At 48.8% G+C, this 26,131-nt stretch carries 20 protein-coding genes and 1 tRNA gene; 9 read left to right on the top strand and 12 right to left on the bottom strand.

Going from position 1 to position 26,131, the window contains the following annotated elements; translation table 11 throughout:
• The first annotated feature begins 38 nt into the window (after window positions 1-38).
• The 4 genes from ACN0YN_RS03575 to ACN0YN_RS03560 all read left to right on the top strand — a co-directional run bounded on the left by ACN0YN_RS03575 (window position 39) and on the right by ACN0YN_RS03560 (window position 4,684).
• The gene (locus tag ACN0YN_RS03575; RefSeq protein WP_417383616.1) at window positions 39-773 is read left to right on the top strand and encodes an MBL fold metallo-hydrolase; all 735 of its coding nucleotides are present in this window, start codon (window positions 39-41) and stop codon (window positions 771-773) included.
• 54 nt (window positions 774-827) lie between these two features.
• A complete protein-coding gene (locus tag ACN0YN_RS03570; RefSeq protein ID WP_417383615.1) occupies window positions 828-1,814 on the top strand; it encodes a methyltransferase domain-containing protein in 987 nt (328 codons plus the stop codon).
• A gap of 345 nt (window positions 1,815-2,159) precedes the next feature.
• Complete coding sequence (locus ACN0YN_RS03565) at window positions 2,160-3,119, top strand: ferredoxin--NADP reductase (RefSeq protein WP_417383614.1); 960 nt, start codon at window positions 2,160-2,162, stop codon at window positions 3,117-3,119.
• 563 nt (window positions 3,120-3,682) lie between these two features.
• Window positions 3,683-4,684: an aldo/keto reductase gene (locus ACN0YN_RS03560; protein WP_417383613.1), complete on the top strand. Its 1,002-nt coding sequence runs from the start codon at window positions 3,683-3,685 to the stop codon at window positions 4,682-4,684.
• Window positions 4,685-4,689: 5 nt separating this feature from the next.
• Here ACN0YN_RS03560 and ACN0YN_RS03555 read toward each other — a convergent pair whose 3' ends face one another.
• Window positions 4,690-5,166: a tRNA (cytidine(34)-2'-O)-methyltransferase gene (locus ACN0YN_RS03555; RefSeq protein ID WP_417383612.1), complete on the bottom strand. Its 477-nt coding sequence runs from the start codon at window positions 5,164-5,166 to the stop codon at window positions 4,690-4,692.
• Between the two features lie 257 nt (window positions 5,167-5,423).
• Between ACN0YN_RS03555 and ACN0YN_RS03550 the strand changes: the two genes are divergently transcribed.
• On the top strand, window positions 5,424-8,972 hold the full coding sequence (locus tag ACN0YN_RS03550) for a class I tRNA ligase family protein (protein WP_417383611.1): 3,549 nt from the start codon (window positions 5,424-5,426) through the stop codon (window positions 8,970-8,972).
• Between the two features lie 53 nt (window positions 8,973-9,025).
• Here the strand turns inward: ACN0YN_RS03550 and ACN0YN_RS03545 are convergent, their stop codons facing one another.
• The 3 genes from ACN0YN_RS03545 to ACN0YN_RS03535 form a co-directional block, all read right to left on the bottom strand.
• Window positions 9,026-10,927: a sulfatase-like hydrolase/transferase gene (locus ACN0YN_RS03545; protein WP_417383610.1), complete on the bottom strand. Its 1,902-nt coding sequence runs from the start codon at window positions 10,925-10,927 to the stop codon at window positions 9,026-9,028.
• A gap of 114 nt (window positions 10,928-11,041) precedes the next feature.
• Window positions 11,042-12,604, bottom strand: a complete 1,563-nt coding sequence (locus ACN0YN_RS03540; RefSeq protein ID WP_417383609.1) for a PQQ-binding-like beta-propeller repeat protein — start codon at window positions 12,602-12,604, stop codon at window positions 11,042-11,044.
• A gap of 188 nt (window positions 12,605-12,792) precedes the next feature.
• A complete protein-coding gene (locus tag ACN0YN_RS03535) occupies window positions 12,793-13,827 on the bottom strand; it encodes an endonuclease/exonuclease/phosphatase family protein (protein WP_417383608.1) in 1,035 nt (344 codons plus the stop codon).
• Window positions 13,828-13,997: 170 nt separating this feature from the next.
• Here ACN0YN_RS03535 and ACN0YN_RS03530 point away from each other — a divergent pair, with 170 nt between their 5' ends.
• Both ACN0YN_RS03530 and ACN0YN_RS03525 read left to right on the top strand, forming a co-directional pair.
• Complete coding sequence (locus tag ACN0YN_RS03530) at window positions 13,998-14,462, top strand: RidA family protein (RefSeq protein ID WP_417383607.1); 465 nt, start codon at window positions 13,998-14,000, stop codon at window positions 14,460-14,462.
• Between the two features lie 65 nt (window positions 14,463-14,527).
• On the top strand, window positions 14,528-15,919 hold the full coding sequence (locus tag ACN0YN_RS03525) for a PQQ-binding-like beta-propeller repeat protein (protein WP_417383606.1): 1,392 nt from the start codon (window positions 14,528-14,530) through the stop codon (window positions 15,917-15,919).
• 53 nt (window positions 15,920-15,972) lie between these two features.
• Here ACN0YN_RS03525 and ACN0YN_RS03520 read toward each other — a convergent pair whose 3' ends face one another.
• The 5 genes from ACN0YN_RS03520 to ACN0YN_RS03500 form a co-directional block, all read right to left on the bottom strand.
• A complete protein-coding gene (locus ACN0YN_RS03520; protein WP_417383605.1) occupies window positions 15,973-16,518 on the bottom strand; it encodes a hypothetical protein in 546 nt (181 codons plus the stop codon).
• A gap of 207 nt (window positions 16,519-16,725) precedes the next feature.
• Entirely contained in the window at window positions 16,726-16,956 is a 231-nt protein-coding gene (locus tag ACN0YN_RS03515; RefSeq protein ID WP_417383604.1) for a Flp family type IVb pilin, read from the bottom strand.
• 273 nt (window positions 16,957-17,229) lie between these two features.
• Window positions 17,230-17,595, bottom strand: coding sequence for an STAS domain-containing protein (locus tag ACN0YN_RS03510; RefSeq protein WP_417383603.1), 366 nt, complete (start codon window positions 17,593-17,595; stop codon window positions 17,230-17,232).
• Window positions 17,596-17,834: 239 nt separating this feature from the next.
• A complete protein-coding gene (locus ACN0YN_RS03505) occupies window positions 17,835-18,905 on the bottom strand; it encodes a S1C family serine protease (protein WP_417383602.1) in 1,071 nt (356 codons plus the stop codon).
• A gap of 193 nt (window positions 18,906-19,098) precedes the next feature.
• Window positions 19,099-19,914: a hypothetical protein gene (locus ACN0YN_RS03500; RefSeq protein WP_417383601.1), complete on the bottom strand. Its 816-nt coding sequence runs from the start codon at window positions 19,912-19,914 to the stop codon at window positions 19,099-19,101.
• A gap of 468 nt (window positions 19,915-20,382) precedes the next feature.
• Here ACN0YN_RS03500 and ACN0YN_RS03495 point away from each other — a divergent pair.
• Window positions 20,383-20,456: transfer RNA gene (locus ACN0YN_RS03495), tRNA-Cys, on the top strand.
• Window positions 20,457-20,520: 64 nt separating this feature from the next.
• On the opposite strand, the gene ACN0YN_RS03490 is transcribed toward ACN0YN_RS03495, so the two are convergent.
• A complete protein-coding gene (locus tag ACN0YN_RS03490) occupies window positions 20,521-21,900 on the bottom strand; it encodes a hypothetical protein (protein ID WP_417383600.1) in 1,380 nt (459 codons plus the stop codon).
• 639 nt (window positions 21,901-22,539) lie between these two features.
• On the opposite strand from ACN0YN_RS03490, the gene ACN0YN_RS03485 reads away from it, so the two are divergent.
• Window positions 22,540-23,970, top strand: a complete 1,431-nt coding sequence (locus tag ACN0YN_RS03485) for a sigma 54-interacting transcriptional regulator (protein WP_417383599.1) — start codon at window positions 22,540-22,542, stop codon at window positions 23,968-23,970.
• Window positions 23,971-24,056: 86 nt separating this feature from the next.
• On the opposite strand, the gene ACN0YN_RS03480 is transcribed toward ACN0YN_RS03485, so the two are convergent.
• On the bottom strand, window positions 24,057-25,058 hold the full coding sequence (locus tag ACN0YN_RS03480; RefSeq protein ID WP_417383598.1) for a type II secretion system F family protein: 1,002 nt from the start codon (window positions 25,056-25,058) through the stop codon (window positions 24,057-24,059).
• A 69-nt stretch (window positions 25,059-25,127) separates the two neighbouring features.
• Window positions 25,128-26,060: a type II secretion system F family protein gene (locus ACN0YN_RS03475; protein ID WP_417383597.1), complete on the bottom strand. Its 933-nt coding sequence runs from the start codon at window positions 26,058-26,060 to the stop codon at window positions 25,128-25,130.
• Between the last annotated feature and the right edge of the window lie 71 nt (window positions 26,061-26,131).

Genomic DNA, 26,131 nt, shown 5'->3' with positions numbered 1-26,131 from the left:
CGGATACTGGAGAAACTCAAGCGCGGGAGAGTGGAACAATGCGAATTGTCTTGCTGGGGACTGGTGGATATCACCCGAATGAACGCCGCCATACCGCCTGTCTGATGCTCCCGGAGCTGGGATTGATCTTTGATGCAGGCACCAGTTTTTTTCGCGTTCAACAGTTTCTTCAGACACGCGATCTGCAGATTTTCCTCACCCATACCCATCTCGACCATATTGTCGGGCTCTCATTTTTTCTGGTTCCGATGCTCACCGATCAGGTCGATTCGGTCAAACTCTATGCAGAACCCTCCAAGTTGACTGCTATCCAGACACACCTGTTTTCCGAAGAAATCTTCCCGTTGACCCCCGATTATGAATTCACGCCTCTCCCGGAAACGGTAATCGTCGGAGACCAGGGGGTTCTGACACACATTCCCATGGAGCATCCCGGGGGATCTGTGGGATACCGTATCGACTGGCCCGGCCATTCACTGGCTTATATCACAGATACAGCCAATCCCGAGCAACATCTCGAATTTGTCAAAGGGGTCGATCTCTTAATCCACGAATGTTATTTTCCGGATGAGATGGCTGAATGGGCCGACAAAACCGGACACAGTCACACCACCCCGGTGGCCGAACTTGCCCGCGATGCCAAAGTGGGAAAACTGGTTCTGACACACATTGATCCTCAGCAGACAGGCGACGATCCCATCGGACTCGAAGTGGCCCGGCAGATTTTCCCCAACACGATTCTGGGCGAAGATCTGATGGAACTGGAATTTTAAGCGCAGAAACCCACATTACTTCTCAGATCATCTTCAGGTAAGCAGTCAGCCATCATGACGAAAGAAACATCAACCAGCCCATTTCTTTCTCAGGATCTTCTGGAAATATTAAGAACTCCAGACACATGCCATCCTCTTGAATGGATCGAGTCAGAACAGCAGCTGATTGATCCGCAGACCAGTCAAACCTATCCGGTCATCAAAGGAATTGCCCGATTTGTCGGACAGGAACACCTCTCCAGTTTTGGTCTGCAGTGGAATAAATACGAGGTTGCTCACGATGACGAAGACCGGGCCACCTTCACTGCCAAAACCGGAATGGAACTCAGCGAACTGAACGGGTTAAAGATTCTCGATGCTGGTTGTGGCGGCGGGCGTTACTGCAAAGTCGCAGCCGAAGCAGGGGGCATCGTGTTTGGTGCAGACCACACCACCGCCGTCGAGAAAGCGCAACAGCTGAATGCCCATCTCAAGCATGTCAATCTGGTGCAGGCTGATCTAAAGCATCTCCCATTTGAACCGGAATCCTTCGACTTTGTATTCTCCATCGGCGTCATGCATCACGATAAGGACACCCGCGCCGTCTTCGATGCGGTCGCCCGCATGGTGAAACCAGGGGGAAAATATTCAGTCTGGCTTTACCGCAGAAATCAGTGGTGGCAGGAATGGATTAACAGCGGATTGCGCAAAATCACCACGCGGATGCCGCCGGAAAAGCTGGAACCCTGGTGCCGACTGGGAGCGTGGCTGGGCGGCTTACCCGTCATCAATAAGGTACTGAATAAAGTCGTCAATTTCAGTAACCATCCCAACTGGGAAAACCGGGTCTGCGATACCTTTGACTGGTTTGCTCCCGCCTATCAGTACCACCATACTACAGAAGAACTCAAATCCTGGTTCGAACAGGCAGGCTTCGAAAACCTGAAAGTGCTGCCGCCGGAAAAAACGGGTGGGTTCTATCGCTGGTGTTATCACCACAATCTCCTGATCGGCAGCGGTGTAAACATCCAGGGTACCAGGTCCCAAAACAGTTCGACCTGACAGAAATCAGACTCGTTATATCGACCTGACAGAAATCAGACTCGTTATAATCATTGTCTGTTGCCAGTTTGCCCTGTCTGGAATATTCAGATCACTCAGAAGCCGTAATGTTTTTTTAATTACAACAGTCAGTCGCTGATGGGTCTGAAATAATCCGGGCGGTGAGAATCCCCTGGATCTGCCTTGACTTTCTGAGCAGAAAAAGTGATAGAGGAGAAACACGATTAAAGAGAACATCATGTTTTTATCCACTGATTGACAGAATTCTACCTGAAATCGGATAGAGCACGATGAAAAAACAAGAAACCACGTTCACAGTGGGCCCCCAGCGCGACAGGGAGAGTCATGAATCCATCGAATCCTCCGACCGGGCAATCGACTCCAGAAATCGAAGAGTTACGCAATAAATATTACAACGCATCCGTCATGGATCTGCGTATGCCACACGATCATTTAATGATCGTGCGCATCAAACCGGACGACGAAGTCCCCCGCTTTTCGGGGGGGCAATACACAACGCTCGGCCTGGGTTCCTGGGAACACCGTGTTGATGGCGGTCCCCTGGCGGAACTGGAAAAACCGAAACTGATTCGCCGCGCCTATTCCATTTCCTGTCCCATGCTGGATCTGCAGGGAGATCTCCTCGCCAATGATGAGATTGATTACCTGGAGTTTTATATCACTCTGGTGTTACGCCCTGACACGGATGATCCTCCACTCACACCACGGTTGTTCTGCCTCAAAGAGGGAGATCGCCTGCACCTGGGCAAAAAACCTGTGGGAACCTATACCCTGAAACCGGTTCAACCAGGTGATAATGTAATCTTTGCCGGTACGGGAACCGGTGAAGCGCCGCATAATTCCATGAGCATCGAGCTGTTAAAACGCGGTCATACGGGACGCATTGTTTCCATGACCTGTGTCCGCTACAAAGGGGATCTGGGATACCTCGACCAGCAGGAACAGCTGCAGAAACAGTTTTCCAACTACCGCTACGGCGCATTCACCACACGCGAGCCGGAAAACACGGATGAGAATCACCCCTCTTATGTTGGAAAACAGTACCTGCAGGATATCATTCAACCCGATCGATTTCAGGAAGCGTTTGGCTGGTCACCCGATCCGGAAAAAACGCATGTCTTTCTCTGTGGTAACCCTTCCATGATCGGTCTTCCCGAAAAAAATGAGAAGGGAGAGCTGGAGTTCCCTGATTCCAAGGGGATGGTGGAACTGCTCACAGAGCAGGGATACAAACTCTCAACCCCTAAAAACCCAGGCAATATTCACTTCGAGAAATACTGGTAAGCGTCTGAAATGGATATCCACCAACGAAAGAAGGGGCTCATAGAAGCCCCTTTTTTGTCTCTTTATTATTCGGCATCCAGCAGTAAGCCAGGTTCTTTTTCACTGATTGCGCAACAAATCAGGACCTTAAAGAGCCAACTTCAAGGTACCAGCAGAACCTGTATTGCCAGGCGAAAATGGGTATTAACCCTTGCGATGTCTGATCTTAGCTCGTGCACGTCGTTTTTTACGACCAATTTTACGACGACCTTTACCTGTCTTCTTGGTTCCCATTCGAAGAAATGCCTTTCGTGTCTACTTCTTGATTAAGTAAGTTCAGTTGAATCCATTTATACTAAACCATTGATATAATAAGACTTATAGCTCAATGGCCATTGCAGAGTCAAACGGATCTTAAATCAATCCGTGGTGCAAAGAGTTACTTTAACAGGCTGAGCGAGAATCTTCAACCACGTCTGTTCAAGGAATTTAAGGTCCCTTGAGAAATCTATCATAAAAACCGAAGATAGAACTCTTGAAAATCTCGACCGACTTACACCCACTTACTCTTCAGGAAGTGACTTATGGATTACCGCAACTTAGGAAAAGCTGGCGTACGTGTTTCTCCCGTCTGTCTGGGCACAATGATGTTTGGCGGCCCGACTAATGAAGCAGATTCGATCGCCATCATGCATAAAGCCATTGATCTGGGCATCAATTTTTTCGACACCGCTAACATGTACAGCACCGGTGGCTCAGAACTGGTAGTGGGTAAGGCACTGAAAGACAGACGCGACAAAGTCATTCTCGCGACCAAAGGACGTGCACCAATGGGTGACGGACCCAACGATGCAGGAGCCAGCCGAGTCCACCTGATGCGGGAACTGGACCGCAGTCTGCAGCGGCTGGATACCGACTACGTCGACATTTATTATGTCCACACTCCTGACTACCAGACACCGATTGAAGAAACACTGCGGACACTCGACGATATGGTCCGGTCTGGAAAAGTGCGCTATATCGCCTGTTCCAATTTCCGGGCCTGGCGACTGGCCGAAGCGCTCTGGACCAGTGATGTTCGCAATCTGTATTCATTCAGTTGTGTGCAACCGCTGTACAATATCATGAATCGTGATATCGAAGTGGAACTGATGCCTCTCTGTCAGGAAAAAGGGATTGGCGTCGTCAGTTACAGTCCGCTGGCCCGGGGAATTCTGACTGGAAAATACCGTCCCGATCAGCCTTTCCCGGAAGGGAGCCGTGCCTCTCGCGATGACAAGCGCATGAAAGAAGCAGAGCTGCGTGATGTCAGTATTCAACTCTCCCAGGAAATCGCTGCCTACTGTGACAAGAAGGGCGTCTCAATGACAAACTTCGCGCTCGCCTGGTGTATGGCGAATCCGATTCTGACTTCGATTATTATCGGCCCACGCACCATGGAGCAGTTCGACGACAACCTGGGTTGCCTGGATGTTGAGATCACAGCAGAAGACGAAGCCTTCATCGACTCTCTGGTACCGCCGGGAGAACACAGTGGCAAAGGTTTCCAGGATCCACAATATCCCGTCACCGGGCGTGGAAAATAGTCGACTCAGGTCAGTCCCCCGAACTGCCTGACTGCTTCATACATGACGGCAGTTGCGGTACTGGCCAGATTCAGGCTGCGCACTTCCTGATGCATAGGCAGCTTCAGATTGGAATTTGGATCTTCTTCGAGGATCCGGGGGGGCAGGCCGTTACTTTCACTGCCGAACAGGAAGACATGACCGGGTTCGAACTTCGCATCCCAGACAAAGCGGGTGGCGAACTTGGTCAGCTTCCACCATGTCCTGTCTTTCAGCTGTGCCTGCACCTCCGCCAGACTGTCTACCGCTTCCCAGTTCAGGTGCTGCCAGTAATCCATGCCGGCACGCCGTAAATGCTTGGCATCGAGCTGGAAACCCAGTGGGCGCACCAGCCACAGCTTGGCACCGACGGCAACACAGGTTCGACCGATATTCCCCGTATTCTGAGGAATATCAGGCTGATACAGGACAACGTGGAACAGAGGTTCTTTCGACTCGGACATTCTGACTCTCAAACTGGAAAAATTATGATAAAACAGCTACAAATACGAATTTACATGCCTCGTAAGAAAGTGCTGTCTATGTAATACTTAACGCATTCCCGCTATTATACTTCTGTCTCAGGACAGCCCTGACAGAACAGGACGCGTTTTGAATCGTTGAATTCAATATCTTAGTCTCTCTGTCGCCATAGTGAAATTGGACGCGTTTAATTTCTCTCAACTCATTTTCAAACAAAACCACTCAATAAGATCTTCCGATGTTTCAAAAAGTTACTGACGCCAGCTTCATCAAAGGTGAACACGAAATCCTCAAATTCTGGGAAGAGAACCAGACGTTTGACCAGCTCCGTAAGAAAAATCAGGGCAAACCCAAATGGAGCTTCATTGACGGTCCCATGACCGCCAATAACCCGATGGGTGTTCATCATGCCTGGGGAAGGGCTTATAAAGACGCCTACCAGCGTTATTACGCCATGACGGGGCACGAGCTTCGCTTTCAAAACGGTTTTGACTGCCAGGGACTCTGGGTGGAAGTCGAAGTTGAAAAAGAACTCGGCTATGGCACGAAGCAGGAAATCGTCTCTCACGGGATCGACAAATTCGTCAACGAGTGTAAAAAACGCGTTCTGCGTTTTGCCGCCCGACAGACCGAACAGTCAGTACGTCTGGGCTACTGGATGGACTGGGACAATCCCGAGGAACTGCGAAAGCTGGCAGAATTCGTCGGAAAAGATACGGAAGTCACACTGACTGCCCCCAGCGGCAAACAGATTACTGACAAAGCCGACCTGCTGGTTTCCCGTCTGGGAAATGCCGAATGGGGCGGTAGTTATTTCACCTTCTCCACCGAGAACAACGAAACCATCTGGACGTTTCTCAAGAAGTGTTTTGAGCGGGGAAAAGTCTATCGTGGTCACGATGTCATGCCCTGGTCAGGCCGGGGAGGCAGCGCTTACAGCCAGATGGAAGTCGCCGACGGACGCAAACTGTCTGTCCACAAATCTGTTTTCGTAAGATTTCCCCTCAAAGACCGGGAAAATGAATACCTGCTGATCTGGACGACGACCCCCTGGACCCTGACCAGTAACGTCGCCGCCGCGATCAACCCCGACCTCGACTATGTCAAACTCCGCGCGAAGAAGGATGATGCCGTCTACTACTTCGCTAAAGAAAACCTGGAATACCAGCGGTTGAGCAAGGAATTCAAAGAAGGATTCGGACGCCCGGAATGGTCCTGGCCAAAAGACGTACCGAAACTGAAAACACTCGCCCAGATCTTTAAAGAGCAGGGGGGCTATGAAATCCTTGAAACCATCAAGGGAGCTCAGATGGTCGGCTGGGAATACACGGGGCCCTTTGATGACCTGCCCGCACAACAGTCTCCCGGCGGTTATCCCAGCGATGACAGACTGCTGGATCAGTCAGGTGTTTCCTGCCATAAGGTTGTAGATGGCGGTCGCGATTTTAAAGGCAATCCGCACGTTGTCGCCGGGGAAGGTACCGGTATCGTGCACACGGCCCCCGGCTGTGGTGATGTCGACCACCAGCTGGGAATCCAGCTGGGACTGGTTGCGATCGCGCCCCTCGGTGAAGATGGTCGTTTTGAAGAAGGCTTTGGAGAATTCACCGGCAGAGAAGCCATCGACCCCGCCACTCCGGAACTGGTCTTCGAACGCCTGAAAGAAAAAGAACTACTGGTCTCGGTGGAATCCTACCCGCACATCTACCCGCACTGCTGGAGAACCGGCGATGAATTGATCTTCCGCCTGGTCGATGAATGGTTCATCAATATGGACTGGCGTGAAGAGATCAAAGACGTCACCCGGCAGATTGACTGGGTCCCTTCCAGCATCGACGGCGAGCAGCATGAACTGGAATGGCTCACGAACATGCGGGACTGGATGGTCTCCAAAAAACGCTTCTGGGGTCTGGCGCTGCCTATCTGGGTGGATGAAGAAACCGGGGACTTCGAAGTCATCGGTTCTCTGGCAGAGCTGAAAGAACGCGCAGTGGAAGGCTGGGAGGCGCTCGAAGGTCATACGCCACATCGCCCCTGGATCGATGCCGTCAAACTGAAGAATCCGAAGACAGGAAATCTGATGTCGCGGATTCCGGATGTCGGCAACCCCTGGCTCGACGCAGGGATCGTCCCCTTCTCAACCATGCAGTACAACACGAACCAGGCAGAGTGGGAAAAATGGTATCCCGCGGATCTGGTCACAGAATGTTTCCCCGGACAGTTCCGCAACTGGTTCTACGCGTTGCTCTCAATGGCAACCATGATGGATGGCACGCCTCCCTTCAAGACGCTGCTCGGTTATCGACTGGTGCTGAATGAAGAAGGCAAGCCGATGCACAAGTCAGATGGAACCGCCATCTGGTTTGAGGAAGCCGCCGAGCAGTTAGGCGTTGATACAATGCGCTGGATGTACCTCGCGCACAATCCCGCGTCTGACCTCCGGTTCGGCATGCGAAACCCCGATCAGCAGGTCACCCTGGAGACCCCGGAAGGCCCGATCAGCGAAACCAAAGAAGGTGCGCCCACCTGCCTGGTGGAAAGTAAACCTGCCGATGAAATCCGTCGCCAGGTGTTGATTCCTCTCTGGAACTCTTATGCCTTCTTCGTCAACTATGCGCGGCTGGATGAGTTTGATCCTGCACGGGATCGCATTCCCGTGGCAGACCGCCCGGAAATCGATCGCTGGATCTTATCGAATCTGCAGGCGTTACTGGCTTCCGCGAAAACGGAAATCGAAGCATTTAACATTGCCGGCTTCCTGAAAAACGCCACTGCTTTCATTGATGATCTCTCCAACTGGTACATCAGACGCAACCGCCGTCGTTTCTGGCGTTCCCAGGATGCCAATGATACGGACAAACTGGCTGCTTATCAGACCCTGTTTGAAGTTCTGGTCACGCTTTCCAAAGCGCTGGCTCCTTCCATCCCCTTCCTCAGCGAACGGATGTATCAGAACCTCGTGACCAGCTGGGATTCGTCTGCCCCCGGCAGCGTACACCTCTGCGATTTTCCCGTATGCGATGCTTCACTGCTTGATGAAGAACTCAACTTCCGGGCGGCACAGGCTCAGATCGTCGTCAAGCTGGGACACAAACTGCGTGATGAATCGAATCAGCGGGTCCGTCAACCATTGGCAGAATTACGATTCGCCTGCCAGACAACTCAGCAGGCTGACGCCATCGAGAACCTGTCCAACACCGTTGAAGAAGAGTTAAACATCAAACTGGTGACGCGCTGCGAGAATCTGGATGACCTGGTCAGCTACACTTACAAGCCCAACCTGAAAACACTGGGACCGAAATATGGCAAGCTGCTGGGAGTGCTCCGGCAGCAACTGCCTGAAATCGGTGATGAGGTACTGGGACCGCTCAGACGAGGAGAATCGGTTTCCATCGAACTGTCAGGCAACCAGATTGATCTCGAACCGGATGACGTTCTGGTTGGAACCGAACAGGCAGCCGACTGGGTGTGTGCCGACGAGCAGGGGATTCAAATCGCCGTTTCCACGAAGCTCACCCCTGAACTGGAACAGGAAGGCATGGCCCGCGACTTCGTGCGACAGATTCAGCAGTTGCGGAAAGAAGCCGATCTGGAAATCGAAGACCGGATCAAAATCTTCTATCATCCTGCAGATGAGGCTGAAGTCAAAGAGGCGGTCACCAACTGGTCCGACTACATTCTGGGTGAAACGCTCGGCGATCAACTGGAACAGTCTGAACTGACTGATGACAGTAAGGAAGTTACCATTGGGAACAGCAAGGTAACTCTGAGAATCCAAAAGTCATAAGATTCAAAAACAGGGAGCGTCAATAATATATTGACGCTCCCTGTGTCTTGTGATCAGTCTGCCTTGTGTTGTTCCTGTAGCCGCTCGATCAGGCGGGGCACATAGGACTGCAGTCGGCGGTCCAGCTCATTGTTCTTGAGAGGCAGCTTTGCAATCTGATCCTGCACCCGGGCCACTTTTTCACTGCCCAGTTTATCAAGGCCATTTAATGCCAGCATGGCTACATAGACGCCTTCCTTCTTCTGATCTGATAAGGAAATCAGAGTATCGACGGCATTCTCAACATCCTGCTGGTCACCATATTTCCCAAGAGCCTCAGCAGCGATACAACGTACTGATTTAGACTGATCCTGCAATGCTTTCTGAAGAGAGTCATGTGCCTCAGTGACCGCTGGTTCTCCACGCATTAACAGACCCATCGCCGCCCAGTAACGAATGGCTGAGTTCTGGTTGGAAAGTCCTTTGCTCAACTGGTCGACACCAGAGGCTTTTCCCGAGGAAGCGAGATCCGCCATCTTCAGAATCTGCTTCAGGGGATACAGTTCTTTGTTCTGCCCGATCAGATAGGGCGCTTTGCCATCAGCCAGACTGTGAAACTCCGCTTCGGGAAGGAAGCCGAGATCTCTAATCGCGAGAATCTTTTGATGCTGCGCCAGGCTTAACTCATGCAGAATCTGCTGATGTTCAGCGGAATCTGCCAGATTATTGACTTCATCCCGGTCTGCCTGCAGATCATACAGTTCTTCCGCTGGTTTCGTTTCCCAGAAATAAGTCTGAGGAGGCTTGAGCTCGCCGGCATCGTACATTTTCTTCCAGACCTGAGTCGTCGGCGTCTGGAACATGTAATTCAGATACTGCCCATACTTTTTGTGAGGCATATAGTTCTTGATATACAGATAACGTTGATTACGCACCGATCGGACCAGATCGTAGCGTTCATCCATTCGGCCTCGAAAGCCAAATATGTATTCTTGTGGCTTCGTATTAAATTCGCCCATAAACGCATGCCCCTGCATATGCTCAGGCGGTTTGACCCCAGCCAGACTCAAGACTGTCGGCGCAAAGTCAACAAAACCGACCAGGCGGTCTGTTTTGCCGTTTGTCTGATAATCGACAGGGGCCAGTTTGCGAAATTTTGGTGGAACATAGACAACCAGAGGTACCTGCAATCCCGAGTTATAAGGCCAGCGTTTGCTGCGGGGCATCCCGGAACCATGGTCACCATAGTAAAAAATAATCGTATCTTCGGTGAGCCCGGCTTCCGCCAGTTCCTTGAGATTCTTACCGACCAGCGCATCCATTTCGGTGATACGATCATAATACTGCGCCCAGTCGTGCCGAACTTCAGGCGTATCAGGATGGTAGGCAGGGATTCTTACTTTGGCAGGATCATGAACCAGCGTATGCGGGCGATTTCGAATTTTGCTTTCATGGCTGATGGTATGATTGAAGACCGCGAAGAAAGGCTGTCCTGGCTTTCGGTTCTTCCAATGCGCTTTCCCATTGGACTGATCCCAGACCTGACCGGTCTTCTCCACGTTATAGTCTTCTTTGCTGTTGTTCGTGCAGTAGTAACCGGCCTGTCTCAGGTACTGTGGATACAGTTTGATATTTTCAGGCAGCTTGACCATACTTCGCATGTGCTCGGCCCCCAGGCAGGTCGGATACATGCCGGTAATCAGCGTCGTCCGTGCAGGAGCACAAACCGGGGCGGTCGACCAGCAGTTTAAATAAATCATGCCTTTCTTAGCCAGCCCGTCAATATGGGGCGTATCCGCATACTCATCCCCGTAACACCCGAGATGGGGGCCATTGTCTTCACTGGTGATCCAGAGAATATTGGGACGCTCTGTTTCTGCTGCAGAAACCGTGAGTGAAGTCAATCCGGTACAGGCAACAAACAGACAGAACAAAATCCAGTGAAACCGAGTCAGTAGAGCACTTCGAAACCGCATATATTTTTCTTTCAAATCAAAAGTTGTTAAGAATCTGGTTGAGTAAGCTTCAAAACAGGATCATGTTCTAACAGTGACTGGATGTGAGTTTTGCTGTTTATAAAAACTCCAGCTTTATTTGCTCCGTAAGTCATAACAGAGGAGCAGGTCCTGATCCCGCAAAAACAGTTTGCCATCCGCCACAACCGGATGAGGCCAGGCCCGGTTCCCACTGCGCTCGGGCTGGTTAAAGCGTCCCTTTTCTACATATGCTTTCGGGTTGACTTCCACCAGAGCCACTGGCCCATTTTCGCTCCTTAAATAGAGGTGTCCGTCGGCGCAGGTCAGAGCGCCTTTTCCCACAGAGCGATTCTGCCAGACAGTCTGTCCGTTAGATAGATTGATACAAGTCAAAACACTTGGATCGCTTGAGCCATACAGGAAACCATCCACTTCCACCATGCCTCCATGGTGATTCTTCATCTCGGGTGTGAAGAATGCCAGTTTCGCGTTCACACCATTCTGAGCCGCCGACAACTGGAGCAGGGCACCGCCGGTTCCGTATCCGGAAGCGTAAAAGATCGAATTCTTCTCGGCATAGAATACCGGGGCAGAACAGTTTGCCGTTTTATTCGCCGCCCTGTCATTTCCCCACAAAGGCCTGCCAGAGGTCGACTCGATTCCCATCACACCGGCATGGGTGAAATTCACATATTGTCTGATACCACCGACATCAATGGTGATGGCAGAAGCATATCCAGCCTGCGGATTTCCGGGCACATCCGATTTCCAGATCAGACTGCCGTCCTGTTTTTTCAGAGCAACCATGGTTGCTCCCTGGCCTCCGGGGGTACAGATCAACTGATCTCCATCGATCATCGGCGATTCGCTGATCCCCCAGACGATATTGCGTGCATTAAATTCCTGCAGAATATTTTTGCTCCATTCCAGATTGCCGTCTTTGGTGGACAGACAGACCAGATTCCCGTTTGCGCCTAATGCATACAGTCGATCACCGTCGACAGTCGGGGTCGAACGGGGGCCATTCCCTTGATCGTTTTGAAACGCGGGTCCATTCGGTTGTGACCAGACAATTTCCCCCGTGTTAACATCAATGGCCATCACTGTTTCTTCGTCCGCTTTGGTCCCCATCGTGAACACCAGGTTTCCACTCAATGAAACCGAGGAATACCCCTGGCCTAAACCACGAGCGGTCCATAACAGTTTGGGGGGATTCTGATTCCAGTCCTGACTCAAGCCCGTCTCATAAGAGATATTTCGTCGATCAGGTCCGCGGAACTGCGTCCATCCCTGCATGGCAGGAGTTTCATCCGATCTCGAAGTACTCTTGCGTTCCTTCATTGTTTTTTTGGGGCGACTGGCTGGCTCATTCGTTTTTCTGGCAACGGAGTCACGCACAGAAAACCGGGTAATTTCCCCGTTCGAAGAAGTGAAGATGGTCGCGCGCTGACCATTTTTGAACTGATCGAATTCGGCTGGTTTTCCGTTGAAGGTAACGGGGATATCTCCAGGCACCAGAAATGTTTTTTCTATACCCGCTGTCGTTTTAATGACAACCTGTTTCTGTGCCGCAGAAACAGATGTAATCTCTCCGCTGAAGACTGCTGCCTCGACACTGCTGCTGAAGCTGATCGCCAACAGACATACCAACACGCTCAATCGACTGATAGATCGCATGAGAATTCCTTCTGAATCGAGGTCACAGGATGACGGGTTCCAGCATTTGATAATCAGCAAACTGGTTTCGATTATACTGCGATCCACTCACAGTATGAAGCAGGAAACCAGAATTGTCAGAGATTGAAAACCATTGCCGGCAGTTCATCTCAGATAGATTTGACAAAATTCACCAATGATAAATTCGTTCATTTCTCATGCTGCGACTTGAAATACATTTCGACAAATACGGGACGATGGTCAGAAACCCAGGTCCAGCGATTCTCTGCACGAGACAGTTCAATGAATTCATTCGTCCAGATACCATCCAGATCGAGAACCGGAACGGGCAGGGGCCAGGTGGCCAGATACCCTTCGCCGGCGACTTCCAGACTGTTGTGGAAATGCTTTCTGAGTGGTTCAAAGTGCACAGAATCTCCGGGAGTATTAAAATCCCCCAGAACCAGAACCGGCTGCTGATTCAATCGAGATGCCTGAACAGCGAGTTCATCAAGTGCTTCTTTTCTCGATTTCATAACTTTACTGTAGATATCCACCAGAAAAACGCAGGGGGACTGGCTGCCGGACTGTTCAGGCTGCAGACGAAATCTCAGGTAGTGCCCCATATCTGCCAACCTGCCGGCTGAAGTTTCCTCGATCGGCAGACGTGACAGAAAAGCGAAACCATTCTGAACGACCTGATAGGGATGATCCGGGAATGTCTGTTTCCAGAACTGCTTCATTTCATCTGAATCAGCGCCCGCTTCGACCATGCCGATCAAATCCGGATCCAGTTGACGAATTTCATTGATGACATGTTCCATCCCCCAGAGCCGATCACCAATGTTCCAGAATAAAACCCGTTTCATTGACGGCGCCTGTTTTGTCACTCGACTCTCATTTACATCATTACGAAACTGAATCTTCCAGCAGCCGATTCCGGTCAGAATTGAGAGCAGCAACCAGATCCCGGCAATCCGCCGCCACTGGACTTTCCAGCACAGGATAAACAGCACAAAGGCCCCCAGGCTCAACAGAATCAGAGGGGACATATAAAAGATCAGTGTCGAAATCAAACTGCTCGAGTCTCGAACCGTGTAGCGAATGGAGATGGCCAGACACCAGAAGACAGAAATCAGGAGTACCAGGACTTTCATCAGCCAGACCTGAAAGGATCTTCTCAGTCTGCGTTGGGGAGAGGATGCATTTTCATGTCCCTCATGGTCTGGATGCTCTGAATTCATGTCATTAATTATTTCTGTTGAACCGGTTCGTAATCACAGCGGGAATTTCGGTCGTTTCCCCACAACTTCTGCTGGTCGGAATGGCGGGAGATATGTTATGATTCGACTGCAGTGCTGACTGCGAAAGCAGTTAATAACACCCAATTCACCTTCAGAGGATTTCACTCCCTATGAGCCAGACCCCCGAATCACGCATCCAGGAACTGGGGCATACATTGCCTTCTCCTCCTCAGGCGGTAGGATCATACATTCCTGCTACCCAGTTTGGAAATGTCATTGTTACCAGCGGTCAGTTGCCCTTCATCGGCAGCGAATTGATGTTCAAGGGAAAAGTCGGCGATCATCTGCACGAAGACGATGGTTCCAATGCCGCCAGCCTGTGTCTGCTCAATGCATTGGCTCAAATCAAAGCAGTGATTGGTGAGCTCTCGAAGGTCAAACGTGTAATCCGCCTGGAAGGATACGTGCATTCTGCCCCCGGTTTTGATCGGCAGCCTTATGTGCTGAATGCCGCATCACAGCTGTTAACGGATATTTTCGGTGATCAGGGCAAACATACACGGGTGGCACTGGGGATCTCAGAAATGCCTTTGAACGCAGCCGTGCAACTGGCACTCTGGGTTGAGGTCGAATAATCGCCCAGCTGAAGAAATCGGATTTCCCATCAGCTGAATTGCTTCACTTAAACGGATTGATCAAAATGGCCTGGCCTGCCCCCAAGAAAGACACGAAGACATTTTACTGCAAGCTGGTTCTGAGTAAAACTTCTGTCTTTCTGATGGCCCTGCTTCTGTCGAGCAGCCTCGTAAGGGGGCAGTTGCCTGAGATCAACCCTCGGAGCTCTGAAGCTGCAGAAAAAACGACTGTTCCCGTTGAATCCTTCCAGTTGGAATCGGAAACAGGTTCCTGGACCTCATTTCTGGGAAATCACCGCAACGGAAATTCTGACGAAACGGGACTGAATCTGGACTGGAATGCACGTAAACCCGCTGTTTTATGGCGGGTTCCTCTGGGAGGCGGCTATTCATCCCTGGTCATTGCCAATGGCCGACTCTGGACCATGGCAACACATCTGGCGAATGATTTTGTCGTCTGCTTCGATGCCCGGTCAGGCAAAAAACTCTGGAGTACCTTAGCTGCTCCCACCTATATCGATCACCAGAAACAGGCCAGCGGACCACGCTCCACCCCGACTTACCATGAGGGAAAACTATATTGTCTGTTACCAGCGGGTGACCTGCTTTGCCTGAATGCAATTTCTGGTGAGATCCTCTGGAAAGTCAATATTTTTGAAATCAGTGGCGCACCACGACAGGAAGAACAGACCTTATATTACTGGGGCATGTCTGCTTCCCCACTGATCGAAGGGGATCTGGTCATCCTCCAGCCGGGAGGAAACAGTAATAATTCCGTGATTGCCGTCAATAAAGATACCGGAAAACTGGTCTGGGGTGCAGGCAACGATCCGCCCGGATATGGTTCCCCCATCGTGATTGACACACTGGATCAGCGACAGATCATTGTGCCAACCGGATCTTCCATCCTCTCACTGAACCCGGAGAAGGGGAGTCTGCTCTGGCGTATTGTCTGGGGAAATAAATACAACTGCAACTGCGCCACCCCTGTCTGGAATGATGCGTCACTCTTTATCTCTTCCGCCTACGGGACGGGATGCATGCGGTTTGCCTTGTATCGTCAGAATGAGGAAATCCGCCCCATATCGCAATGGAAAAGCCTCGCACTGCAGAACCAGTTCGCAACCAGTATCATCAAAGACGGATATATTTACGGACCACATGGAGATCTGGCGGCTGTCTCTTATCGATGCCTGGATATGCAGCGGGGAAAGATTCAGTGGCAGACACGACGAGTTGGTAAATGCACACAGATCGCCGCAGAAGGTCATCTGATCTGCCTGACAGAGCAGGGGACACTGATTCTGATTGAAGCTGATCCCACTGAGTATCGAGAGAAAGGAAAACTGACCGGCCTGCTCAACTTCAAAGCCTGGGCTCACCCTGCGCTGGCTGACCAGAAGCTGTATCTGCGTGATGAAAAAAGACTGATTTGCCTCGATCTTCAAAAAAAATAGCCGTGCAGAAGTGAATCTTCTGACACGGCTTGAATCAATATTTTTTTAACAGACTACTTTGATTCAGAACTGTTATCCAGTTGCTGTTTCAACGCCTGCAATTTTTGCTGCTGTTGCTGAACCTGTTTTTCCTGGGCTTCAATCTTCTGTTTTAAAGATAATTCCTTCACCTTGGGAGCAGGGGCCTGTCCCGGCAGAATTCGACGAGGTGGGTTCCGCAGCTTTTGAATAGCGATTTTATTCTCTGCTTTGATTCGTGCCAGAATGCGGTCAGCCTGATAGATCGTCCGGCGTGCCTCTTGAAACGCTGTATGCTCTTTTCCGTCAGGACCGATGTACTTCTGTTCGCCAAACTCGCCATTGTTTTCTGCTTCATTGATATCATTCTCGGCACTTCCCAAGGCATCGTAGAATGCTCTGGTCAGCCCTGTTTTGAGATCATCGCGATCATAGTCACGGTAATCTGAATCCTGTGGTTCTGTGACTTTAGCCTGAGTCTGAACAACGGGAGCTTTCGGTTTCTGCTCAGCAGAACTGAATCCAACCATGGTGAGATAAAATCCCCCCATAACAATAGCTAAAAGTAATAAGCGTTTCATGATGCTGCCTCATCCGATCCATTTAATTGAGAACAACCTCTGGTTGTATATTCATCGTACTTATTATATTCGATTCATTCCGATTATTACAATCTTTTTATAACAAAAAGGGAAAACGTCAAAAGTTAAACAGTCTACACAAATAAAAAAGGCCTGAGCTGTTAACCCAGGCCACTTCATTACTTATAAACCTTGCTGCATTCATTTCTATGAATTAATGGCATTAATTGCGTTAGCTAGATCCATCAATTCATTGATTAATGCACTTCGCAACGTAGTAAGACCTGCGATGGCCCCAATTCCAATAATGGTGAGTAACAGCAGATATTCAACAAACACAGCACCACGAACTTTTTTCTTCCATCGTCTGGTTTGTGTTTTAATTTTTTGAAGCACAGGTCGCCCTTTCAAATGTCGAGATAGAAAATCCTCAGACATTACATAATGCACAACCTGTACCAATCATTCGAAATCTCGTAATTCTGCAACCGAAGAGTCATCCACTGTCTGATACAACCCAAAACAGCCTGACCCCTCTTAAAATAAGGCTCATCCCGGAATGAGCGCTCATCAGCATCTGATAAGAAAATGAGGCAATCAGCCACAAAAGTGTTAACAATCAGAAACACTTACGTTAACCAGGCTTCCATATGATTACACAAGAATTGATGCAGGAGTAAGGGAAAGGGACGGTAGAGAATCAACTCAGATTTAAGAGTTGAGTGCTTTGATGGCTGCATCTCTGGTGTCGAAGGTTTCCCAAAGTTGATTCAGGTGAGTGACTTCCAGCACCTCAGTACAGTATTCACTCAAACCGCAAATTGTAAACTTTCCACCTTCTCTGTGATTCAGACGATTCCACATCCGGAAAATCACTTCAATAAAAGCGGACCCGAAAAAGGAGGTGTGGGAGAGATCGAGGACAACGATCGGGGGGGTTGCTGTCTCAGCCACCTGTAACAGCACGTCCGTTAAGGCATCCAGCCTGGGTTCGTCCAGGTTTTCATATTCAGGTCCCAAAGCCACTACAGTGACCTGACCTTCTTTGACAATTTCAGGTGGATAATCAGCAGGCATAATTGAACTGTCAACTAGAGCGTCGTTTGCAAAAGCCCTCTCTGGATTAAGATGAGGACATCAAAGGAACCTACACATAGTAATCCAAATCACTAAAGTGTCAACCAAGAAATCGGATTCGCTGGCCAAGATCTTTTGACGCAAGTCTATTAAAACCGAATATTTATCAACGCGTTATCCTCAGCGTACTCCCCCCAGAGTCATCTACACTTCCTGAAAAAAGCGGCGAGTTGATGATCTTAGTCGTTTTTCCAGTCTTGCAGTTTGGCTTTTAGTTTCAATTTTCGATTATTCCGGAAGATTGTGAGTGTCACTATGTCACCCACCTTGTGATTCTCTAAGGCGTCCAGAAGTGAATTTGATCCCACAATTGGTGTTTCATCCATTTGCATGATCAGATCCCCCAGAATGATCTTTCCATTCTTCTCGCGCCTGATTTCCAGTAAACCGGCCTGATCGGCAGCACCACCTTCGACCAGATCCTGAACCATCACGCCTTGAACGGAAGGGGGTAAAACTCCACTCTTTTTGAGTTTGCCAGTCACAAAATCATCGACACCGGAAAAATTCAGACTGGGACTCTGAATCTTTCCGTATTCGATCAATTGGGGAACGAATCGGCTGATCAGATCGACCGGCACGGCATAACCAATACCGGCATAAACGTGGGATGAGCTGTAGATTGCCGTGTTCATTCCAATCAATCGCCCGGAGCTGTCGAGCAGAGGCCCCCCTGAGTTACCAGGGTTGATGGCGGCATCGGTTTGAATCACATTTCGAATGGATCGACCCGTTACTGAAATAATTTCCCTGCCCAGTCCACTGATAATCCCTGTCGTCAGGGTCTGGTCCAGGCCAAAGGGATTTCCAATCGCCAATACAGTCTGGCCGACCTGCAGGTTGGAAGAAATACCAATCTCGATCGGTTTCAGCAGCTCCGCAGGTGCATCAATTTTTAATACCGCCAGATCTTTCGAGGGGGCAACTCTGACCCGGTAAGCAGTCCAGGTCGAGTTATCAGCCAGAGTCACAGTCATTTCATCCGCATTCTGGATCACGTGATAGTTCGTGACGATATGTCCCCTTCGGTTCCAGATGAATCCACTCCCAGACCCCTGTGGTATCCTCTGTTGATTCAGACTGAATCGTCCCAGTTCGAATGCGATCTCGGCCGTTCGGATATGGACCACCGACGGCGATGCTTCTTTAAACAGATCAATCGTTCTGATTTCAGACTGGGTCAGATTCGTTGCCATCGGATAACGATACGAAGTCTGGCGAAACTGACGTCTGATCAATTCCCCAGACATCAGTACAATCAATACGATTAATATCAGAATTAACCAGCGCTGGATCGCTGAAGATTTTCTGGATGGAGAATCCAAACTGTCTGTCCCCGTTTCAGAATGAATAAACTGATTTCACACAGCAAACAATCAGGCTGAGTACTCAGTGAATGGACTCAAATTTTAGGTCAGAACACTCCAGTATCGCAACTGCTGATTACTGCAGTCTGGCGGCAGCGGAATTAAATTCACTGACGGCTTTGATAAAACGTTTTTTCAGTTTAGGAGATAATTCCGGAAATGCGGAAACCACTTCGGGACTTAACATTTTATGGCAGCGTTCCACAGTAGAACAGATACGTTTAATTGCCTGCTCAGGGGTAATTTCAGGCTTTGCCACGACAGCCACTTCAGAACTCGAACCCTGAGGAGCCGGCGCCCCCGCTCCAGAGCGGAAAGGACTGTAATCATTTCCAGTACCGCCAACGTCGCGAGCGTGCGCCCCCACCGTAGCAGGGGAGTCAGACTGCTCGCGGGAACCTGATTCTCCCCGCTCCAGCTGACCATATTCAGAGGGATCTTTTACCGAGATCGGTTCATCTGAGACAAAGGCGACTTCGGAATCGACCGGGTATTCTTCAAATGGTTCTGATATGGAAAGATCTTCACCATTGACCGCACGACGCCATGCTTTCAACTCGGCGACAGTTGCCTGATTCTCTTCCGCCCACTGCAGACATTCCGGAGCATCATCCCAGGTCAAGGCAATGTAGTAGTGTGACCATTTGAGATGCTGGTACTGTTCCCGCACATCTCCGAATGTTTCCCAGACTCGTCGACGCTGATAAATCTGATCGCCACTCAAACCGACCATGGCTCCAAAATCTGCATCGGTTCTTCCCTTCGCATATTTTTTAGTCCATTGTGCGGCACATTCGCCTATCACCCAGCTACTGTCGCTTAACGCTTCACGGGCACGATCAATTAACTGTTCTTCCGTCATCTTTGCTGTTGCGTCTGTATGATCAATCATAATATTTCTACTGGTCTTTATCTGGAAACGAAAAAGCTCTTCTCAATACAGTGGGATTTTGATTGGTATACCGGGAAGAGAAATTATGAACCATTACCCATGGAACCACGTCTGAATCAGTGCAGGGCAGATTTCATCTCGATGCTACACGGATCTGGCAAAGATTGCCACCAATGCGGGACTGTTAGTCATTCAGAACCCATATTCGCCAGTTTTCAGTAAGCAAACCTACTGCAATCAGCTCAAGCAGTCACTGGTCAATTACCTGTTAATCTGGGAAGCTTACAAAAATCTTACCGATCACTGCTTGAATGCTTGACCTAACTTCGATCGGTTATTAGGATTCGGTCAAATTCAGACGAAGAAGAGTCGAATAATGACTGTATCACTTCTGTTGATTAAATAATATTACCACAATAAACTCTGGTTAGATAAGAGTTTATCAGAGTTGGTAAGCACGATATTCAGGGCGCCGTAGCCAAGTGGTCTAAGGCGGCGGATTGCAAATCCGTTATTCCCCGGTTCGAATCCGGGCGGCGCCTCTTAAAAAAAAAACAGCCTTCAGAAGAAGGCTGTTTTTTTATGCGCAGTTAGATTGGGTTACGATTATTTTTTCTGACTGTTTTTCAGTTCATCCAGAAACTCTGAGTTTTTCAGACAGTGCACCAGACTGATATCACTAGCCATCCTTCCCCTACGATCCGTGATCTGATCGGCAATATTGACCATCCGGTCTAAACCCGCAGTGATATCCTGCTTTATGGTAACAGACTGGTTGGACTTCGATTCCGACAGTGCAGAACCAGAGGCGTTCCATAAGATCCAGGTTGTGGTAATGTCATGCAGACTTGCAGTTCCCCGCGGATAATACTGATCAATCCTCATTTCCCACGCAGCTTTCGACTGTTCCAGGCTGTCATTGAAGTAATTCTGGCTATCTGACTCCCGGTTCTGATTCTGATAGTATTTCCCCTGAGCATAATTCAGATGCGCCTTCGACAAATCCACCAGATCCGCTCTTCCCATGCCTGCCCCATTGGAAGCAAACCAGTCTACAGCAGACTCAATCTGACGAAGATCCTCTGTATAATCCATCAGACTCGTCTCATCTTTTTTCACTCCGTTAAAGAAATTCTGTTCCTGTCTTGCAAGATTGACAGCACGAGAAGCACGACGAAATTCGCCGAGTCCAGCTTCCCCTACCCGAAATTCCTCTACACGGACTGCATGATATTCATTCGCAAAGCGGTTGATCTGTCCCAGCGCAGCCTGTTGAAGATCGCGGTTGCGTATCGCGCCGGCGATTTCATAATCATTTTGTGCCAGAATTAATCTGGCATGGACCAGATCCCCATACCAGCCTTGAGCGGCAGGCTGATTCATGGATTGAAGCTGCTCGACGGCATTCTGAATCAGATTTCGTTTCTCGTTCAGCAGTTGCAGTTTAATGCGATCTCGATTCTGCAGCGCGGCAACCTTGATCTTAGAATCATAAGCCAGATTCAATGCCAGATTGTAATCTACCAGGGGAAGCAGTCCCCGGGTAAATGAATTCTCAGACTGGTTGATTAAATTATTGGCAGTTGCGACGGTCTGCTCCAGTTTCTGACGCACGGCACGTGAGGATCGCTGATTCTCAGGCCGACTCTGTTGCTGAAACTGTATCTTTGGCTTAGGGGCCGTCACTGGAGACTGTTGTTCTGTTTTACCCGCCATAATTTGCGGTACGACATTTAATGGGATGTACTGCTCGATCTCCCTGTTTTTTGTCTCCGGCACTACCTCCTTGATATTGATACTGACGAAAGCTGTCTGTTCGGATTCCTCATCCAAAAATTTTTGAACCGTCTGGTGAGACTGAACAGGAGCTTGATAGTGCAGGGGTGGCTCGGACGAAGTTGATTGAGAACTGGATGGAGCGATGACCAGTCCCACCATGAATAACAGCAGAGAAAAACTGATACAGAAATGAATTCGATCGCTCATGAGGACTCTAAATTATCAGAATGGATGAGGTCCAAAGAAGAATCTCTGGACTTTGTCAGAGCGATCCATGCTGTTTGATTCTCGAGCTTCCTGCTTTACTTAATCGACAGCTGCCACTTCACAAATTTCAAAAACTTTTGGTGGCGTTGTAATACAAATGAGATGTATTTCTGGCAGTGATCGACGAACTGGTACGAATGGAGTAACTGGACCTGTTACATGCTCCACTGGAAACTGGTTTTACTAAACCGGGTCAGGATCGATTTCCTTAAGCCTGTCTGGAATGAACACTTATCATTTCCCCCTGTGAATCACGCAAACAAAACATACACAATTATACACTTTAATTTGAATCAATCCGTACTTTTTATATTTTATTCTGGCTTTAGATTGGGTTTCATAATTACTATGAAAACGATTATTTACAGTTTCCTATTTACCCCTGATTACATATTTGCCTCTAGTGATAACATTTGTTATCGTAACGCTATCATTACAATCGTCATATTCTTCCTAATCGACTCAAACATTCAAAATTTAGGTCTGAGTCATGATTAGATCAGCTATCTGCCTGAACAGATAATTTTGACAGTTAGTACAAGATTGCCGCTTGCTTGATTGAGTACAAAAGGATCCGTGATGCACCTGCCTGGAATTCTCTATACCTCAGACTCCCAAATAGGCCTGAAACTCAACCGTCAACTGGAAGAGATCAATCTGAAACTGGAAACCGTTTCCTGCCTTGAGGACCTGAAGGATGCACTTCAGGAATCGAGCCAGGCGGTCTTATTTATTGATTTACGCGCAGAACAATCCCTTCCGGAAATTGAGGATCGGAAGTCAATTCTCCTCTACATGCGCGAGCAATGCGACACTCCTGTTAAGGTCGTTTCAGTTATAGATCAGTTTATCCCTCTTGAGTTACTGGAGTCTGCCAACTTCCTGACTGACAGCTACCTGGAATACCCACCTGTACCAGAAGAGATTCAGGCACTCTCAGCAGATCTGGATGCCATTGACCCGGTCGTTAAATCATCTGACTTGCCAGAATCGCGTCATATTATTGATCGAAACAGGCACGTTGCCACGTATACCAAGGCGATGATTCCGATTCTTGATCAAATCACGAAGATCGCGAAACACAATGTCACATTACTTCTCGTTGGTGAAACAGGGACCGGTAAAACGACGCTGGCATCCATGATTCACGAACTCTCGCCAAGAAACGAGGAACCTTTTCAGAATATTGCCTGTGGTGCACTCCCATCCGATTTAATTGAAAGTGAACTGTTCGGTCACATGAGAGGTTCGTTCACCGGGGCAGATCGTTCTAAAATTGGTCGTTTCGAAGCCGCAGGGAAGGGGACATTGCTCCTTGATGAAATCGATATTCTCTCATCCAAAGATCAGGCAAAGTTACTGAAAGTAATTGAAACAGGCCAGTTTGAGCCTGTCGGATCTACTGAATCCCGCATTTCTGAAGCACGTCTGATTGTTGCTGCGAATGTGGAACTGGACGAATTGACTCGCAATAACAAATTTCGTTCAGACTTATATTATCGACTGAATGTGCTCCAGTTTCGGCTGCCGGCACTCCGCGAGCGACCACACGATATCATCCCACTCGCTGTCCAGTTTATTGAAGAATGCTGCGAACAACATGGAATCAAGATAACGAAGATACATCGTAGTGTGCCTGAGATGCTCAAACAGTACCACTGGCCGGGAAATCTGCGTGAATTAAAAAACCAGATTCAACGAGCAGTTCTGTTTTCGAATCAGGGCGAATTGACCTCTAATGAATTTTCTCCCAATATTATTGAACAAATCAGTAATGGTAGCCAGGAAAGACTACATCGGGAGATGGAGAGTACATCTCTGGCAGATCAGGTAGCAATCAGTGAAAAGCATTTACTGCAGAAATCACTGTCGGAGAATGGATATCGGAAAACGGCTACAGCAAAAGCATTGGGAATCAGCCGGGTAGGGCTCTATAAGAAAATGCGCAAGTACGGAATGCTGGAACAAAAGAAATCTTCTACGATGAAGAAAATTCAGGCTGAGAATTAAACCCGAATTCGGAAACATATAATTTCCGAAACATGCATTCCACTCTTTAACTCAATGACTGAAGTAGTGCGTAATTTATTTTGTCTTTACTGAGCGCTATTTTCAGTCTGCTGACGAACTGACTCAGAGGTCGCACTGATGGATTCCCCATAAGTATTTGGCTCAAGAATCCCCCCCGGACGATGTTCACGGATCAGGAAATTTCGCAGTTCAAGAACTGCTGGTCCGAAGAACAAAATGTAGATCGGAGGCGCCATGCAGAAGATGATGGGGAACAGCAGTTTGATACTGGTTTTACTGGAGTTCTCTTCAGCCCGTTGTCGGTATTTTCTTCGTACTCCATCGGCAAAGTCAATCAATGCCGTCGAAACATTCGTCCCCAGTCGTTCTGTCTGAGAAATCATTAAAGACAAAGCGTTCACGTCTGGTGCATCGATCCGTTTAGCAAACTGCTTTAAAGCATCTGCCATCGAGTTTGCATCTGCATGCCTGCGAATAATTTCGAATTCGACGGCGATATCCGGATGAGAAAAACGGACTTCATCAGTGACGCGTTCTAAAGCCGTTCTTAATGGTACTCCACCGGTCAGGCACATCATCACCAGGTCAAGTGCATCGGGTAAACCTCTCTGGATTCGATGCACACGCCGGTTTGCCTGATTATGCAGGACGATACGAGGCAAGCCATAACCGGCACCAGCGATAAGTAATCCCGCTCCCAGAATAATCTCTGGAATGTTTGAACCAGGATCTGCCAATACACAACCGATCCCGGTCCCGATTAATACGAAAACGACCAGCATGTTTCGAGTCGCCAGATATTCGACCAGGGCCGTTGAGCGATAATATCCAGCGCGTTTCAAATCGAGTTCAATTTTACTGATTTCATTGCTGGACTGTGGAATCACGCCAGCAAGTGCGCGACTGAATACACCAACCTTAGATGTTTTATAATAATTGACACCTCGCTCATCGAGCTTTGAATTCTTCCGGCCTGCACGATGGCCTGCTGAAATGGCATCTCCAATAAGGAAGATGACAAAGCAGACTAACAAAAAAGTGGCAACGGTGACAATTTCAATAAACATGGAGATCTCTTTAATAAAAAACCAGTTTCCTTTAACAGTCAACCAGTTTGTGAAAGTCCGAATCGATGTTTAATAATCGGTTCTTAAAAGTGTCGATACCCAGAGAATCCCGATCACTTCCAGAACAATAGCAATCAACAACAGTATGTTCCCAATGGGATCCGTATAGAGATTGGATACATGGTCAGGAAATGCAACCATCAATACAACGAATGCTACCGGAGCCACTACCGTCATCAGCAGAGCGGAAGCACGGCCTGCCCCGGTGGATGCTTTCATCTGGCGGCGATAGTTGATGCGATCTCGAACCACATCCGCCATGCGTTCCAGATTGGCTGGAAGATTTCCGCCTGTTTTTCGATACAGCATTAAGGTAGACGTTAATATTTTCAAATCAATCAGCTGGATACGGCTGGAAAGAGACTTCATGACAGCGGGAACTGATAAATTCATGTCGAGCTGCCGGGCACAACGTCTGAATTCAGAGCTCAATGGCCCTTTCGTTTCTTCACCAACAATCGAAATAGCCTGTTCGAGACTGGCTCCTGCATGTGTCGAGCGGGCCAGTAAATCGATCATTTCAGGAAGTTCTTCCTGAATGGTCTGCATACGTTTTTTTCGACGAAAGTGCAGAATGATCAGAACGGTAATCATGCCTCCAATCATCCCGGCAATCCCAGCCAGCGGTTGATTCGAGTAAATGAAAATACTGCCACCAATTGCCAGACCACAGGCAACCAACAGGAGAAAAGCACTGAACGGTGTGAAATCGGAACCGTTCTCAAGTACCAGCCGATCAAAACTCTGGTCGAATTTTCCCAGCAGGCTGGTTGCAGGCTCTTGATCGAATACATTATGAATTCTGCGTAGACGAGGCCGCTTTGAAAAGGATTCCCCTGTCGAACCAGACACGCCAGCCAAATCGCGGACAAACAGATAAGCTGCCAGCGCCGCAACTGTCACTGCTGCAAAACAAATCAAGGCTACTGATGAACTATCCACTACAGGAGTTCTCCACTTACTCTCTAAAACACAAAACTCAAAACCAGGGATAATCAGTCTCTGGATTCATT

The sequence above is a fragment of the Gimesia sp. genome, assembly GCF_048260065.1.
Taxonomy (GTDB): Bacteria; Planctomycetota; Planctomycetia; order Planctomycetales; family Planctomycetaceae; genus Gimesia.
Note: the sequence above shows the minus strand (reverse complement) of the source record. Positions and strands in the feature narration are given on the sequence as shown.